Origin of the sequence: Antarctobacter sp., from assembly GCF_048262615.1 — a bacterium.
Classification (GTDB): Bacteria; Pseudomonadota; Alphaproteobacteria; order Rhodobacterales; family Rhodobacteraceae; genus Antarctobacter.
Genome location: NZ_JBLXFB010000011.1, coordinates 115,110 through 128,321, shown reverse-complemented (window position 1 = coordinate 128,321; position 13,212 = coordinate 115,110). Strand labels below are relative to the sequence as shown.

At 65.0% G+C, this 13,212-nt stretch carries 17 protein-coding genes; 10 read left to right on the top strand and 7 right to left on the bottom strand.

Annotated features, from left to right (window positions below):
- Window positions 1-5 precede the first annotated feature (5 nt).
- Both phnL and phnN read left to right on the top strand, forming a co-directional pair.
- Window positions 6-689 carry a phosphonate C-P lyase system protein PhnL gene (gene phnL, locus ACN0S5_RS13875; RefSeq protein ID WP_417209236.1) on the top strand — a complete coding sequence of 228 codons (684 nt, stop codon included), beginning with the start codon at window positions 6-8 and terminating at the stop codon, window positions 687-689.
- The gene (phnN, locus tag ACN0S5_RS13870) at window positions 686-1,231 is read left to right on the top strand and encodes a phosphonate metabolism protein/1,5-bisphosphokinase (PRPP-forming) PhnN (protein ID WP_417209165.1); all 546 of its coding nucleotides are present in this window, start codon (window positions 686-688) and stop codon (window positions 1,229-1,231) included. The genes phnL and phnN overlap by 4 nt, the downstream gene beginning before the upstream one ends.
- On the opposite strand, the gene ACN0S5_RS13865 is transcribed toward phnN, so the two are convergent.
- A complete protein-coding gene (locus ACN0S5_RS13865; RefSeq protein WP_417209163.1) occupies window positions 1,213-1,899 on the bottom strand; it encodes a DUF1045 domain-containing protein in 687 nt (228 codons plus the stop codon). The genes phnN and ACN0S5_RS13865 overlap by 19 nt on opposite strands.
- Before the next feature lie 25 nt (window positions 1,900-1,924).
- Here ACN0S5_RS13865 and ACN0S5_RS13860 point away from each other — a divergent pair, with 25 nt between their 5' ends.
- A complete protein-coding gene (locus ACN0S5_RS13860; protein ID WP_417209235.1) occupies window positions 1,925-3,091 on the top strand; it encodes an alpha-D-ribose 1-methylphosphonate 5-triphosphate diphosphatase in 1,167 nt (388 codons plus the stop codon).
- Window positions 3,092-3,190: 99 nt separating this feature from the next.
- Here ACN0S5_RS13860 and ACN0S5_RS13855 read toward each other — a convergent pair whose 3' ends face one another.
- On the bottom strand, window positions 3,191-3,409 hold the full coding sequence (locus ACN0S5_RS13855; protein ID WP_417209162.1) for a hypothetical protein: 219 nt from the start codon (window positions 3,407-3,409) through the stop codon (window positions 3,191-3,193).
- A 193-nt stretch (window positions 3,410-3,602) separates the two neighbouring features.
- On the opposite strand from ACN0S5_RS13855, the gene ACN0S5_RS13850 reads away from it, so the two are divergent.
- The 3 genes from ACN0S5_RS13850 to ACN0S5_RS13840 all read left to right on the top strand — a co-directional run bounded on the left by ACN0S5_RS13850 (window position 3,603) and on the right by ACN0S5_RS13840 (window position 6,309).
- Window positions 3,603-3,887 carry a hypothetical protein gene (locus ACN0S5_RS13850; protein ID WP_417209161.1) on the top strand — a complete coding sequence of 95 codons (285 nt, stop codon included), beginning with the start codon at window positions 3,603-3,605 and terminating at the stop codon, window positions 3,885-3,887.
- A 325-nt stretch (window positions 3,888-4,212) separates the two neighbouring features.
- Complete coding sequence (gene rpsA / locus ACN0S5_RS13845; RefSeq protein ID WP_417209160.1) at window positions 4,213-5,889, top strand: 30S ribosomal protein S1; 1,677 nt, start codon at window positions 4,213-4,215, stop codon at window positions 5,887-5,889.
- A 99-nt stretch (window positions 5,890-5,988) separates the two neighbouring features.
- Entirely contained in the window at window positions 5,989-6,309 is a 321-nt protein-coding gene (locus tag ACN0S5_RS13840) for a hypothetical protein (RefSeq protein WP_417209158.1), read from the top strand.
- A gap of 334 nt (window positions 6,310-6,643) precedes the next feature.
- Here ACN0S5_RS13840 and ACN0S5_RS13835 read toward each other — a convergent pair whose 3' ends face one another.
- Together ACN0S5_RS13835 and ACN0S5_RS13830 are read right to left on the bottom strand one after the other, a co-directional pair.
- Window positions 6,644-6,847 (bottom strand): hypothetical protein, encoded by a 204-nt coding sequence (locus ACN0S5_RS13835; protein ID WP_417209157.1) that lies wholly within the window; start codon window positions 6,845-6,847, stop codon window positions 6,644-6,646.
- Between the two features lie 100 nt (window positions 6,848-6,947).
- Window positions 6,948-7,784 (bottom strand): hypothetical protein, encoded by an 837-nt coding sequence (locus ACN0S5_RS13830; RefSeq protein WP_417209155.1) that lies wholly within the window; start codon window positions 7,782-7,784, stop codon window positions 6,948-6,950.
- A 404-nt stretch (window positions 7,785-8,188) separates the two neighbouring features.
- On the opposite strand from ACN0S5_RS13830, the gene ihfB reads away from it, so the two are divergent.
- The 3 genes from ihfB to ACN0S5_RS13815 all read left to right on the top strand — a co-directional run bounded on the left by ihfB (window position 8,189) and on the right by ACN0S5_RS13815 (window position 9,590).
- Window positions 8,189-8,470: an integration host factor subunit beta gene (gene ihfB, locus ACN0S5_RS13825; protein WP_058245850.1), complete on the top strand. Its 282-nt coding sequence runs from the start codon at window positions 8,189-8,191 to the stop codon at window positions 8,468-8,470.
- Between the two features lie 3 nt (window positions 8,471-8,473).
- Complete coding sequence (locus ACN0S5_RS13820) at window positions 8,474-8,833, top strand: DUF1049 domain-containing protein (protein WP_417209151.1); 360 nt, start codon at window positions 8,474-8,476, stop codon at window positions 8,831-8,833.
- Window positions 8,834-8,927: 94 nt separating this feature from the next.
- Window positions 8,928-9,590, top strand: coding sequence for a phosphoribosylanthranilate isomerase (locus ACN0S5_RS13815; protein WP_417209149.1), 663 nt, complete (start codon window positions 8,928-8,930; stop codon window positions 9,588-9,590).
- A 24-nt stretch (window positions 9,591-9,614) separates the two neighbouring features.
- On the opposite strand, the gene ACN0S5_RS13810 is transcribed toward ACN0S5_RS13815, so the two are convergent.
- The 3 genes from ACN0S5_RS13810 to ACN0S5_RS13800 are packed head-to-tail and all read right to left on the bottom strand — an operon-like array spanning window position 9,615 to window position 11,439.
- Window positions 9,615-10,673 (bottom strand): quinone-dependent dihydroorotate dehydrogenase, encoded by a 1,059-nt coding sequence (locus tag ACN0S5_RS13810; RefSeq protein WP_417209146.1) that lies wholly within the window; start codon window positions 10,671-10,673, stop codon window positions 9,615-9,617.
- Window positions 10,670-11,101, bottom strand: a complete 432-nt coding sequence (locus ACN0S5_RS13805) for a DUF1330 domain-containing protein (RefSeq protein ID WP_417209143.1) — start codon at window positions 11,099-11,101, stop codon at window positions 10,670-10,672. Before ACN0S5_RS13805 ends, ACN0S5_RS13810 begins: the two co-directional genes overlap by 4 nt.
- Window positions 11,098-11,439, bottom strand: a complete 342-nt coding sequence (locus tag ACN0S5_RS13800; protein WP_417209233.1) for a DUF952 domain-containing protein — start codon at window positions 11,437-11,439, stop codon at window positions 11,098-11,100. The genes ACN0S5_RS13805 and ACN0S5_RS13800 overlap by 4 nt, the downstream gene beginning before the upstream one ends.
- A gap of 182 nt (window positions 11,440-11,621) precedes the next feature.
- Between ACN0S5_RS13800 and ACN0S5_RS13795 the strand changes: the two genes are divergently transcribed.
- Entirely contained in the window at window positions 11,622-13,175 is a 1,554-nt protein-coding gene (locus tag ACN0S5_RS13795; RefSeq protein WP_417209140.1) for a bifunctional metallophosphatase/5'-nucleotidase, read from the top strand.
- Window positions 13,176-13,212: the final 37 nt, after the last annotated feature.

The following is a 13,212-nucleotide window of genomic DNA, read 5'->3' as shown; positions in this document are numbered from 1 at the left end:
GCGCCATGATCGACATTCGCGACCTGTCCAAGACATTCACCCTGCACAATCAGGGCGCGGCGGTGATCCGGGTGATGGACGGCGCCTCGCTGAGCGTCGACCGGGGCGCGTGCGTGGCGCTGACCGGGGCCTCGGGCGCGGGGAAGTCGACACTGATGCGGATGATTTACGGCAACTACCTTGCCGCCTCTGGCCGCATCATGGTGGGCGGGGTGGACGTGGCGCGGGCCGAACCGCGTGAGATCATCCGCCTGCGCCGCGAGGTGTTGGGCTATGTCAGCCAGTTCCTGCGCGTGGTGCCACGGGTGCCGACACTGGACGTGGTAGCAGAGCCGCTGCTTGCCGTCGGCGTCGACCGTGATGCGGCGCGGGACCGGGCGCGCGCGCTGCTCACCCGGTTGCGCATTCCAGAGCGGCTCTGGTCGTTGTCGCCCACCACCTTTTCCGGCGGCGAACAGCAGCGCGTGAACATCGCGCGCGGGTTTGCCCATGCCTATCCGGCGTTGCTGCTGGATGAGCCGACCGCCTCTCTGGACGCCGCAAACCGCGAAACCGTGCTGGCCCTCATCGAAGAGGCCAAGGCGCGCGGCGCGGCCATTGTCGGCATCTTTCACGATCAGGCAGCGCGCGAGCGGGTCTGCGACCGCGAAATCGACGTGACGCAATTCACGCCCGGACTGGCGGCATGACGGCGGGGCGCTTCATCGCTGTTGTCGGTCCTTCGGGTGTCGGAAAGGACAGCGTGATGGCGGCGCTGTCCGCGCGCGATCCGCGCTTTGTGGTTGCGCGCCGCAGGATCACCCGCCCCGAAGAGGCGGGCGGAGAGGATCATATCCGCGTCTCGGGGGCAGAGTTTGACCGGATCGAAACCGCCGGAGGGTTTGCCCTGTCGTGGCGGGCGCATGGGCTGGCCTATGGTATTCCGACCGAGGTCGATTCCGAGATCGCGCAGGGCCGCGATGTGCTGGCCAACCTGTCGCGCGGGGTGCTTGCGCGGGCTCAGGCGCGCTTTGCCGGGTTTGCCGTCCTGTCGCTGGCCGCGCCGGTTGAGGTGCTGGCGCAGCGTCTGGCCGGGCGGGGCCGCGAAACCGCCGACCAGATCGCGGACCGGCTGCGCCGTACAGCGTCGCCCCTGCCCAAGGGTCTGCCGGTGATCAGCGTCGAGAACACCGGCCCGCTGGAGCAAACGGTGAACACGATCCTGACCCGGCTTCAGCCGCAAAGGGGGTAACGGTGCAATTCGTGGAAATATCCGGTCTGATCCTCGCCGCACAGCGTCAGCGCATCCACCGAGAACGGACGCGGCAGGCGCTGGTCGATATACGGCAACAGCGCGGCGCGGACCTGTTCGGCATCCGCCGTGCCCAGCCGACCGCTCAGCGTGATGTGAAAGCGGAACTGGTCCATGACATAGGGATAGCCCCATTGCGCCAGCAGGGCGTTCTGCCGGTCACTGAGGCCGGACTTGCGGCGCTTGGCCATCTCGGCCTCTGTCGGCGGCGCGCGGAACGGGTCCAGTGTCTCAACCGCCCGCGCGGCGAGCGTCGTCAGCGCGTCCGTGTCCCCCACTGGCGTCAGCGCCAGAAAGCTGCCCAGCCGGGTCAGCGCCAGACCGTCCAGTGTCACCGGCCCATGCGCGGCGCAGAACGCGGCGAACCCATCGTGCAGCGCGTTGAAACTGTGCCCGTCCGCAAGGCGGAACGGCGGTTTTATGGTGCCGTGCAACCCGTATTTGCGCGGCGTGTCGGTAATGTCATGGGCAGGCATCGGCAGACCGTGGATCATCGGGGCATCGGGGCGTTCGCCGGTTGCGGCGTTCCACCCCAGCCATTGAGCACCGAATTCAGACAGCGGACCCTTTGGAAGGGTCACGTAGACAGCGTAACGGGAGAAATGCATGACGACCTCCACTCTCTCCGGGCCTATGGCCAATGCGTGTAACGCGGACGTGACAGACGGGCTCACGCTTGCCAATGCGACACTGGTGCTGCCTGACCGGGTGGCGCGCGGCTGGGTACGTGCTGAAAACGGAGTCATCGCCGGGATGGGCGAGGGGGCATCGGTGCCCGCGGGCGCGGTGGATTGCGGCGGCGATTACCTCGCGCCGGGGATGATCGAACTGCACACCGACAATCTGGAACGCCACATCCAGCCGCGTCCGGGGGTCGATTGGCCCCATGCGGCGGCCATCGTGGCGCATGATGCGGAACTGGCCTCGACCGGGATCACCACGGTGTTCGATGCCATGCGGATCGGGTCCATTCCGTCCGGGCGCGGGCGTTACCTGAAATACGCGCGGGCGCTGTCGCGGGAAATGCTGGATCTGCGCGCCGCCGACATGCTCAAGATCAGTCATTTCCTGCACCTGCGGGCCGAGGTCTGCTCGGAGACATTGGTTGAGGAACTGGCAGAGTTCGGGCGCGAGGACCGCGTCGGGCTGGTCAGCCTGATGGATCACACGCCGGGGCAGCGGCAGTTTCGGGATATCGACAAGCTCATGGCCTACAAGAAGGGCAGACTGGGGCTGTCGGACGCCGAGGTCATCGAACATATCGCCGAGTTGAAGGCCCTGCGCGACCGTTATGGTGCGGCGCATGAGGCGGCGACCGTGGCAGAGGCGGCGCGGTTCGGGGCGGTGCTGGCCAGCCATGACGACACCACGCGCGCGCAGGTCGAGACCTCGGCGGGCTATGGCATCCGGCTGGCGGAGTTCCCGACCAGCGCCGAGGCGGCGCGGGCCTGCCGGACACATGGCATCGCGGTGATGATGGGGGCGCCCAACCTGATCCGGGGCGGCTCGCATTCCGGCAACGTGGCGGCGGAGGAGCTGGCGCGGCTGGACCTGCTGGACATCGTCTCCTCCGATTATGTTCCGGCGGCGCTGCTGCTGGCGGCGGTCAGGCTGGGCGAGATCTGGGGCGATCTGCCACGGGGCCTCGCGACCGTGACCAAGGCCCCCGCCGAGGCGGTGGGGCTGGACGACCGGGGGGTGCTGGCGACAGGCAAGCGGGCCGATCTGATGCGCTTTGGGGTATCGGGACAGGTGCCCCTGCTGAGGGGCGTCTGGAGCCGGGGCCTTCAGGTGGCCTGAGGGGGTGTCCACGCGTGGACAGCGTTGGCCCATAGGAATATCAAGGGGTTACAGAGACGTTTTTACCTTTGGGTAACGTTTGAGGTGTTTTGGGGGGCCTCAATCGGTCCTGCCGCTGCGTTCGATGCGCCGCGTCCTGCGCTCTTCGCCGGATTGGTAAATCAGGATCCAGGCCAGCGCGATGAACATCGGATGCGTCAGCCCGCCCGAAAAGATGATCGCCGGAATCCAGATCAGGAAGACGACGATCGACAGGATCGGCCGCCCGGTCAGAAGGATCGAGAGCGGCGGCAGGAAAAGGGCGAGGACATAGTTCATTCCGGTCTCCGGTGCGGCGGCAAGGGACAATGTTAACAGGATTAAGATAGGCCCGGTGCCGCCAATGTGAAGACCCGCCGATGACCGTCCGCTCTGGCGGGGTTCGGGGCTGTGCTTCCTGATTCGCCGGAATAGGCGCAGTATACCCGGACCGCACCTTTCCGGTGCGGCATTGAAAGGGGAGGAACTTTCTATGGCACATTTTACGATTTCGCATTGGGAAACAGACGACTGGACCGACGAGATGGAGACCTTGGCGCGTGAAAAATACGTGCCGCTGGTCAAGTCGGTCGGGGCGCAGCGGGTCTCTATGGTGCGGGTGGCGGACCGCAGTTTCATGGTTGTGACGGAATACGCGGATGCCGCGACGGCGGACGCGGCACAGGCGCGGATCGCCGAAATCCGGTCGCAGGCGGCAGAGGAATTGCCGATGAAGATGACCGCCGCCATGGGCGGTGAGGTCTTTGCAGCCGGGTGACGGGGCAGGACAGGCGGCCGCGGTGGGGGCCGGTGGTGCCGGGGTCCGGTGGTGGTGCCGGGCTGAAGCCCGGCCTACGTCCGGCCCGCAAGGGGCAACCGGGGCGGATGTCTTGACCGGCGGCTTTGCGTGGTCTATACGCGCGAACGTCGACAAGGCATCAAACGCCGCGACAAAGAGATCGAGCAGGGTCGGACAACATCCGGCCCTCTTTGTTTTGCGGAAGACCGAGTGACCAATTTGTTTCGCCGAAGGCGGACATCATCCCAGACCGGCGGAGACAACCGCATGGCCAGAAAACTGTTGTAAAGGACCGTACACACATATGCCTAGCGCATCGATGGAGGAATTCGAGGCCCTCCTTAATGAAAGCCTCGAAATGGACACGCCCGACGAAGGGTCTGTTGTCAAAGGCAAAGTCATCGCAATCGAAGCGGGACAAGCCATCATCGACGTCGGTTACAAGATGGAAGGCCGCGTCGATCTGAAAGAATTCGCGGAACCGGGCGAAAGCCCCGAGGTGCACGTTGGCGACGAAGTCGAGGTTTACCTCCGCGCCGCCGAAAACGCCCGTGGCGAAGCCGTCATCTCACGCGAGATGGCCCGCCGCGAGGAAGCCTGGGACCGTCTGGAAAAAGCCTACGCCGACGACGCCCGCGTCGAAGGTGCGATCTTTGGCCGGGTCAAGGGCGGCTTTACCGTCGATCTCGGCGGCGCCGTGGCCTTCCTGCCCGGTTCCCAGGTCGATGTGCGCCCTGTGCGCGATGCCGGCCCGCTCATGGGTCTCAAGCAGCCGTTCCAGATCCTGAAAATGGACCGTCGCCGTGGCAACATCGTTGTGTCGCGCCGCGCGATCCTCGAAGAGAGCCGCGCCGAACAGCGCGCCGAGGTCATCGGCAAGCTGCAAGAGGGCGACGCGGTTGACGGCGTGGTCAAGAACATCACCGAGTACGGCGCATTCGTCGATCTGGGTGGCGTTGACGGCCTGCTGCACGTCACCGACATGGCATGGCGCCGTGTGAACCACCCCTCCGAGATCCTGTCGATCGGCGAAACCGTCAAGGTTCAGGTCATCAAGATCAACAAGGAAACCCACCGTATCAGCCTGGGCATGAAGCAGCTTCAGGAAGATCCGTGGGATCTGGTGGGCGTCAAGTACCCGCTGGCCTCGGTCCACAAGGGCCGCGTGACCAACATCACCGATTACGGCGCATTTGTTGAGCTGGAGCCCGGTGTCGAAGGTCTGGTCCACGTCTCCGAGATGTCCTGGACCAAGAAGAACGTGCACCCCGGCAAGATCGTCTCCACCTCGCAGGAAGTGGACGTCATGGTGCTGGAAATCGACGGTGCCAAGCGTCGCGTTTCGCTGGGTCTCAAGCAGACCATGCGCAACCCGTGGGAGGTGTTTGCAGAAACCCACCCCGAGAACACGCAGGTCGAAGGCGAAGTCAAGAACATCACCGAATTCGGTCTGTTCATCGGCCTCGACGGCGAGATCGACGGCATGGTTCACCTGTCCGACCTGTCGTGGGACCAGCGCGGCGAAGAAGCCATTCAGGAATACCGCAAGGGCGATATCGTTCAGGCAGTTGTCTCTGAAGTGGACGTCGAGAAAGAGCGTATCTCGCTCTCGATCAAGGCGCTGGGCGGCGACAAGTTCGCCGAAGCGGCCGATGGCGTGCGCCGTGGCTCGATCGTGACCGTTGAGGTTACCGCGATCGAGGATGGCGGCATCGAGGTGGAATACGAAGGCATGAAATCCTTCATCCGCCGCTCTGACCTGTCGCGTGATCGTGCCGAGCAGCGCCCCGAGCGTTTCTCGACCGGTGACAAGGTCGACGTGCGCGTCACCAACATCGACACGAAGACCCGCCGTCTGGGTCTGTCGATCAAGGCACGCGAGATCGCCGAAGAGAAAGAAGCCGTGGAACAGTTCGGGTCCTCCGACTCGGGGGCGTCGCTGGGCGACATCCTTGGCGCGGCTCTGAAGCGCGACGAGTAATCTCGTTTCCGTAAAGACACCGAAAAGGCCTCGCATTTGCGGGGCCTTTTTGCTTTCCTGCGGGGGACGCCGCGGGGGCGTTCGGGACGGGAGATCCGGATGAAGCATGTTGTGCTGATGGTCTTGGGGCTGATCTTGGCGGGGCCGTGTGCCGCGCAAGACCAGATTGTACTCCCCGACGACGGGACAGAGGTCATGCAGGACCGGCCCCCGCCCGGCGGCACCGGGATGACCATGCGCCGGGTCGAGGTTAAAGGGCAAAAGCAGCTTCGCGGGCGCTATGGTTCTGCCTGGACAGCGCAGGATGTCAGAACGGAGGCGGCCAAGACCTGCGCCGAGGCGGGGCTGCGGCTGGTCTATTTCCAGCCTGCGGACAAGGCGTCCGGGGACTGGACCGAGTTTGCGGCGGTCTGTCAGTAGCAAGGCCAACTGCGGCGCGACGGTGGGGCGGGGCGACAACGGGCGGTGTGCCCGCGTGTGTGCCCGTGACGTCGTGGCGGGTTGCGGTGTGGGTGTGGTCGTCCGTGTGTGACGGTGTGGGTGACGGTGCCCTTGGCGGGGGTCCGTGTCCCGGACCGGGTCATCCGGACGTCCGGTTGGCGACGGGGGTCCATCCATCCCCCGCAGGCTGAAGAGGCGGCAGGCCGGTTTCGGGCTGTCGTTGCCGCGGCGGGCAATCCGGCAGGCGAGGCCCGTGATGGAAACAAGACCCCGCCATGACGCGGGGTCTTGAAGTGCTGCGAAAAGGGCGCGCTTATTTGGCGACCGGGGTCACCTCATGGCTGGTCATGCCACCGATGGCATCGCAATCCGCGGACTTTTCCGCCAGCACGGTGACATCGTTGACGACACAGAGGACGGCGTTTGCACCTTCTTCCGCAAAACCGATGCTGATGTGGAATGCTTGAGCGGACAGGGTCGATGCTGCGAGAATTGCGGCTGCCATTGCATATTTCATAGTCATTCTCCACTTGGGGGGATGAGCGACGGACGCTCTGATGAGGCCGGAATGGCCGGGCATGGGGCCGCGCGCGTGCGTGACCACATCTGGTGCGGGATCACAGGCCGGGCAAGACCGCCTGCGGATCCCGGATGACGGGTGTTTGCCGACAGTCGGGGGTGAAGCCGCCAGCGGTCGCTGATTTGACCTTGTGCGCGGCGCAGATCGGCCCCGAACTGTCGGTGACCTGACCGGAAACGGTGGTCAGCAGCTCTGACAGCGGCACCTTTGGGCCGCGCATCGCGGCGACCAGCAGGCTGCTGAACAGCGGCTGTTTGTAGTCCAGAGTCAGGTTTGCGTATTGGCCCGCCTGCGCGGATGCGATGGTGGCGACACGGTCGGTTTTCGGGGTCGTTTCGTGCAGGATCTCAAGACCCAGTGCGCCGGACTGGCAGTCTTCGAGGATGGCCACCAATGTCCCCATCCCGAGTTGCCCGATTGCGTCGCCAAAGTCGCTGGCGCGGAGCCATTTGCCTTCGGCAATGGCAAATTCGATCACGCCGGGGTCACTGTCGGACCAGAACACCAGAATGTCGTCCTTGGCCGAGGCGGCGCGGTCCTGATGACCCCCACCGTTGTGCATGACAATGTACAGAAAGACCCGGTCATCAGCGGCGATCGGCGGCAGGGCATTCAGAAAATCCACAAAACCGGTGACCGTGGCCCGCGCATTCAGGAGGGTATGGACCTGTGACTCCGGCACGTTGTACCGCGCCGACAAGGCTGCCGTGACCTCTGTCACGGCGGTTTCGCAGACCGCCGGGGGCACCCCGGCCCAGGCCGGACAGGCTCCGACGGCAAGGATGTGGTCGTCGGCCCGCGCGCTGCCTGCGCCGGCAACACAGAAGGCCAGAAGCAGGCCGGACCTTGCGGCGAACGCAACGGGCCTGCGCAAGACAAGCGCCAGGGCCCGGCGGACGGCGCCCGGAAAAACCAAGGGTGTCAAATTCTCTCCAGTCCATGCAACGGAAAACAAGCCATGGCGGCGGCCCGTTCAGTCAATCGTTGTGGCGACTATGCGAGTGATGTCTTGAGCATTCCCTAACGGATACAATGTGATGGAAATCGGCCCCCGCCGCGTGGTCGCGCAGGGCGAATCGCGGACCCCGCTGGCGTGATATTGTGAGGCACCATCGCTGGCAGGACGGCGGGGATTCCCGCCGGTGCACCGGATTTGACCGGCAAAGCGCTGCAAAACCTGAGTTTTCCCCGGAAAAGGATGGTTCCCGTTTGGTAATCCCGCGCGTATAGTTCCGGCAAATAACAAGGCAAACGCCGAGTCCACGGGGGATGTGGGGTATGATCAGATCTGAATTGATCCAGAAGATTGCGGATGAGAACCCGCATCTATATCAGCGTGATGTGGAGAGGATCGTGAACACGATCTTCGAAGAGATCACCAACGCCATGGCTCGGGGCGACCGGGTCGAGCTGCGGGGCTTCGGGGCCTTTTCGGTCAAGAAGCGGGACGCGCGCGTCGGGCGGAACCCCCGCACCGGGGAGTCGGTCGAGGTCGAGGAAAAGCACGTGCCCTTCTTCAAGACCGGCAAGCTGCTGCGGGACCGCCTGAACGGAAAGTAATCCATGCGCTACGCTCTATATGCCTTTTACGCGATTCTGCTCATTGTCCTCACGGTTGTCTGTGTCGCGAACTTGCAGTGGGTGACGCTGAACACGCTGCCCGAGGGGCTGGCGCGTCTTCCGCAGATGGACAGGCTGGCGTTCTCGGTCGAGATGCCGCTGTTCGCGGTGGCGCTGGGCTTTCTGGTGCTGGGCTGGGTGCTGGGCGAGGTTTATGAGTGGCTGCGCGAATACAAGTACCGCGCCGAGGCCTCTGCCAAGAAGACCGAGGTGCGCAAGCTGGAGCGTCAGTTGAAGAAGACGCAGGCCGAGCGTGACAAGGACAAGGACGAGGTGCTGGCGATTCTGGATCAGGCCAGATGATCGCCGCGCCGTTGCGGGGGAGGGGCGCTGCCCCTCTGCGCCTTTGGGCGCATTCACCCCGGGTTATTTTTACAGAGAAGAAACCGAGGCGCGCATGGCCGATACCCGCGTGAAGATCTGTGGTCTGAGACGGCCGGAGGATGTCGACGCCGTGGTGGCGGCGGGGGCGTCTTATGCGGGCTTTGTGTTTTTTCCCAAGAGCCCGCGGCATGTGTCTGTTTCGGTGGCGCGCGAGCTGGCAGTGCGCGCGCCGGTGGGGCTGGCCAAGGTTGCGCTGGTGGTGAACCCCTCGGATGATTTGCTGGAGGAGATCACCGGGGTGGTGCCTCTTGACATGATCCAGTTGCACGGCTCAGAGCCGCCGGACCGGGTGGCCGAGGTGCGCGCGCGCTGGGGCTTGCCGGTGATGAAGGCGGTGGGGGTTGCCGAGGCGGCGGATCTGGATAGCCTTGTGCTGTATCAGCGGGTTGCGGATCAGATCCTTGTGGATGCCAAGCCGCCCAAGGGCGCGGATTTGCCGGGCGGCAATGGGTTGGCCTTTGACTGGCGGCTGATTGCCGGGCGGCGTTGGTCGCGGCCCTGGTTGCTGGCCGGCGGGCTGACGCCCGAGAACGTGGGCCGCGCCGTGGCGATGACCGGGGCGGCGCAGGTCGATGTGTCCTCGGGCGTGGAATCCGCGCCGGGGATCAAGGATGCGGTGAAGATTTCGGATTTTGTAGACGCGGCGAAAGCGGCGGAGGACGTGCCGCGCCTGTGAGGCGCGGCATTGGCCCGAGGGCTGTCACAGCCACGCGCCGCGCCCGCTGCCGACGGCCTGTGCGACCGTGTCGAATCCGTCGCGTGCCAGCAGGGTGTCCAGCCCCTCGGCGATCTCCTGCACAAGGCTGAGGCCGCCGTAGACCAGCGCGGTGTAGAGTTGCACCACGCTCGCGCCCGCGCGGATCTTTTCGTAGGCCTGTTCGGCAGAGCCGACGCCGCCGACGCCGATCAGCGGCAGCGCGCCATCGGTCAGTTGCGACAGGCGGGCGAGAACGCGGGTGGCGCGGTCGAACAGCGGTTCGCCGGACAGTCCGCCCATTTGGCTGGCGTGGGGCGAGCGCAGGCCCGCCCGCGACAGGGTGGTGTTGGTGGCGATGATGCCCGCCACGCCGGAGGACAGCGCGACCTCGGCCACGTCGGCGAGTTCGGTGTCGTCAAGATCCGGCGCGATTTTCAGGAAGACCGGAATGGGGGTCGTCAGCGCGTCGCGGGCCTGCATGACGCCCGCGAGCAGGGCCGAGAGCGCCGCCTTGCCTTGCAGGTCGCGCAGTTTTTCGGTGTTGGGGGAGCTGACGTTGACGGTGGCGAAATCCACGTTGGCGCCGCAATGGGTCAGCACGCGGGCGAAATCCCCGGCGCGGTCGGCGCTGTCTTTGTTCGCCCCCAGGTTCAGGCCAAGGATCAGATCACGAGGGCGGGTGGTCAGCCGCGCGCCGATCGCCTCCATCCCGTCGTTGTTAAAGCCGAAGCGGTTGATCGCGGCGCGGTCCTCGGTCAGGCGGAACAGGCGCGGGCGGGGGTTGCCCGGCTGCGGGCGGGGCGTGGCGGCACCGACCTCGACAAAGCCAAACCCGGCGCGGGACAGGCCCTGAAGGGCTGTGGCGTTTTTGTCGAACCCGGCGGCGAGGCCGACAGGGTTGGGCAGGTTGAGGCCCGCGACGGAGGTGCGCAGGCGGTTTGAGGTCACAAGGCCGGGGCTGTGGGCCACACCGGCCTGAAGTGCGCGCAGCGCCAGCCCATGGGCGGTTTCCGGGTCCATCCGGTGCATGACCGTCAGGCCAAGACGTTCAAGCGGGGTCATCCGAACACTTCTCCGGCGGGGGCAGGGGCACAGCGGATCAGGCGCGAGTCCAACACGGCGGCCTGACGGTGAACAACGGCGCGCTGATACGCGGCGTCCGTCACCATGGCCAGAAAGGCGTGCGCAGAGGGGTAGCGGGCGACAAAAACATGGTCCCAATGCTCGGCCTCCGGCCCGGTCAGCACGCTGCGGAAATCGCCACGCCACAGGATCTTGCCCCCGACGCGGGCAAAGACCGGGCCGCTGTGTGTGCCGTAGAGGCGGTAAGCCTCGGCCCCGCTGTGGCCCGAGTCCGCCAGCTCATGCCCGTGGGGATATTGCGCGGTGTCGCGCAGGCGGACGAGGTTCAGCATCTCGCAGGGTTCATCGCGGTCGAGCGCCTTGAAGGCGTCGAACTGGGCGCGCGTGGGGTCGATGTGGTCGTTCATGCAATGCCGGCGGGGAAACTGTGGGTGCCGTCCGCGCCCAAGGGCAGCGGCTGACACCAGAGGATGTCGGCCAGCCGCAGCGGGCCGTAGAGATGCGGGAACAGGGCATCGCCGCGCGACACCTCCCATTTCAGCGCATCGCCCAAGGTGTCGCTGTCCAGCGCCGCCAGAAACAGCCCCTCTACCCCGGCGAAATGTTTCGCCGCCGTCTCTTGCGCCTGCTGGGCGGTCGAGAAATGGATAAAACCGTCGGCGACGTCGATGGGCGCGCCAGCGGTTTGCTTTTGGCTGCGCAGGGCCGACCACTCGTCGGCGCGGAGGATCTTGTAGATTTCCATGGCCCGAGTGATGCCGCGCCGCGTGAGCGGGGTCAAGCGTGGCGCGGAATGCGGCGGCACGGGACCGGGCCGCTTTCATCGTGCTGTTACAGCCGTGAGCCAGACGCAAAGTCAGGCTTTGACTCTTGGCACGCGCCGGGGTCTGCTATTGCCATAAACAAAACCGACAGAGAGGAAACCTCATGTTTCGCATGATGACAGGTGCTGCCACGCTGGCGTTGATCGCCGGGGCTGCACAGGCGGATTATTCGCTGACGATCCTGCACACCAACGATTTTCACGCCCGGTTCGAGCCGATCAGCAAGTATGATTCGGGCTGTTCCGCAGAGGACAACGCCGAGGGCAAATGCTTTGGCGGCTCGGCGCGTCTGATCACCGCGATCAACGCGGCCAAGGCGCGCACCAACAACCACATCCTTGTGGATGGCGGCGACCAGTTTCAGGGCACGCTGTTCTACACCTATTACAAGGGTAAGCTGGCCGCCGAGATGATGAACCTCATGGGCTATGACGGCATGACCGTCGGCAACCATGAATTCGACGATGGCCCCGAAGTTTTGCGCGGCTTTCTGGATGCGGTGGAATTCCCGATCCTGATGTCGAACGCGGATGTGTCCGGTGAGCCGCTGCTGGCGGACGCGCTGATGAAATCCACGGTGATCGAGCGCGGCGGCGAAAAGCTGGGCCTGATCGGTCTGACACCGCAGGACACCGACGAGTTGGCCAGCCCCGGCGACAACATCATCTTCACCGATCCGTCGGATGCGGTGCAGGGTGAGGTCGACAAGCTGACCGAGATGGGCGTGAACAAGATCATCGTTCTGTCGCACTCGGGCTATGGCGTCGATCAGCGGGTGGCCGAGAACACCACCGGCGTTGACGTGATCGTGGGCGGCCATTCCAATACCCTGCTGGGGGACATGGAGGGGGCTGCGGGCGCGTATCCGACAGTCGTGAACGGCGTTCAGATCGTTCAGGCCTATGCCTACGGCAAATATCTGGGCGAGTTGAACGTGACTTTCAACGACGCCGGGGAAGTGATCTCTGCCGAGGGCGGTCCGCTGTTGATCGACGCATCGGTGACAGAGGATGACGCCGTCAAGGCGCGCATCGCCGAGGCCGCCGCGCCGCTGGACGAGATCCGCAACAAGGTGGTGGCAGAGGCTGCCGAAGCCATCGAAGGCAATCGCGACGTCTGCCGCGCCATGGAATGTTCGATGGGCAACCTTGTGGCGGATGCCATGCTGGACCGGGTCAAGGATCAGGGCATCGACGTGGCCATCGCCAACAGCGGCGGGCTGCGGGCCTCGATCGACGCGGGTGAGGTGACAATGGGCGAAGTGCTGACCGTGCTGCCGTTCCAGAACACGCTGTCGACCTTCCAGATCACCGGCGCGACACTGGTCGAGGCGCTGGAAAACGGCGTCAGCCAGATTGAGGAAGGCGCGGGCCGTTTCCCGCAAGTGGCGGGCATGACGTTCACCGTGGATGCCAGCGCCGAGCCGGGCAGCCGGATTTCCGAGGTCATGGTGGGCGGCGCGCCGGTCGAGATGGACAAGGTCTATGGCGCGGTGTCGAACAACTATGTGCGCAACGGCGGCGACGGCTATGCGATGTTCAAGGATGCCGAGAACGCCTATGACTTTGGCCCCGATCTGGCGGATGTGACGGCGGAGTATCTCGCCAAGGATGGCGCGTATCAGCCTTACACCGATGGCCGGATCACCATGAAGTAACAGGCTTTGTGGGCGGGGTGTCCCGTCCCGGCAAAGT

Bases quoted from the DNA above. Each gene is read 5' to 3' on its own strand.
- ACN0S5_RS13810 (WP_417209146.1), bottom strand. From the start codon at position 10,673: ATGACCCCGCTTGAACGTCTTGGCCTGACGGTCATGCACCGGATGGAC.
- ACN0S5_RS13815 (WP_417209149.1), top strand. From the start codon at position 8,928: ATGGCCGATACCCGCGTGAAGATCTGTGGTCTGAGACGGCCGGAGGAT.
- phnN (WP_417209165.1), top strand. From the start codon at position 686: ATGACGGCGGGGCGCTTCATCGCTGTTGTCGGTCCTTCGGGTGTCGGA.
- ACN0S5_RS13865 (WP_417209163.1), bottom strand. From the start codon at position 1,899: ATGCATTTCTCCCGTTACGCTGTCTACGTGACCCTTCCAAAGGGTCCG.
- ihfB (WP_058245850.1), top strand. From the start codon at position 8,189: ATGATCAGATCTGAATTGATCCAGAAGATTGCGGATGAGAACCCGCAT.
- ACN0S5_RS13835 (WP_417209157.1), bottom strand. From the start codon at position 6,847: ATGAAATATGCAATGGCAGCCGCAATTCTCGCAGCATCGACCCTGTCC.
- ACN0S5_RS13850 (WP_417209161.1), top strand. From the start codon at position 3,603: ATGGCACATTTTACGATTTCGCATTGGGAAACAGACGACTGGACCGAC.
- ACN0S5_RS13820 (WP_417209151.1), top strand. From the start codon at position 8,474: ATGCGCTACGCTCTATATGCCTTTTACGCGATTCTGCTCATTGTCCTC.
- ACN0S5_RS13805 (WP_417209143.1), bottom strand. From the start codon at position 11,101: ATGAACGACCACATCGACCCCACGCGCGCCCAGTTCGACGCCTTCAAG.
- ACN0S5_RS13860 (WP_417209235.1), top strand. From the start codon at position 1,925: ATGGCCAATGCGTGTAACGCGGACGTGACAGACGGGCTCACGCTTGCC.
- ACN0S5_RS13855 (WP_417209162.1), bottom strand. From the start codon at position 3,409: ATGAACTATGTCCTCGCCCTTTTCCTGCCGCCGCTCTCGATCCTTCTG.
- ACN0S5_RS13800 (WP_417209233.1), bottom strand. From the start codon at position 11,439: ATGGAAATCTACAAGATCCTCCGCGCCGACGAGTGGTCGGCCCTGCGC.
- rpsA (WP_417209160.1), top strand. From the start codon at position 4,213: ATGCCTAGCGCATCGATGGAGGAATTCGAGGCCCTCCTTAATGAAAGC.
- phnL (WP_417209236.1), top strand. From the start codon at position 6: ATGATCGACATTCGCGACCTGTCCAAGACATTCACCCTGCACAATCAG.
- ACN0S5_RS13795 (WP_417209140.1), top strand. From the start codon at position 11,622: ATGTTTCGCATGATGACAGGTGCTGCCACGCTGGCGTTGATCGCCGGG.
- ACN0S5_RS13840 (WP_417209158.1), top strand. From the start codon at position 5,989: ATGAAGCATGTTGTGCTGATGGTCTTGGGGCTGATCTTGGCGGGGCCG.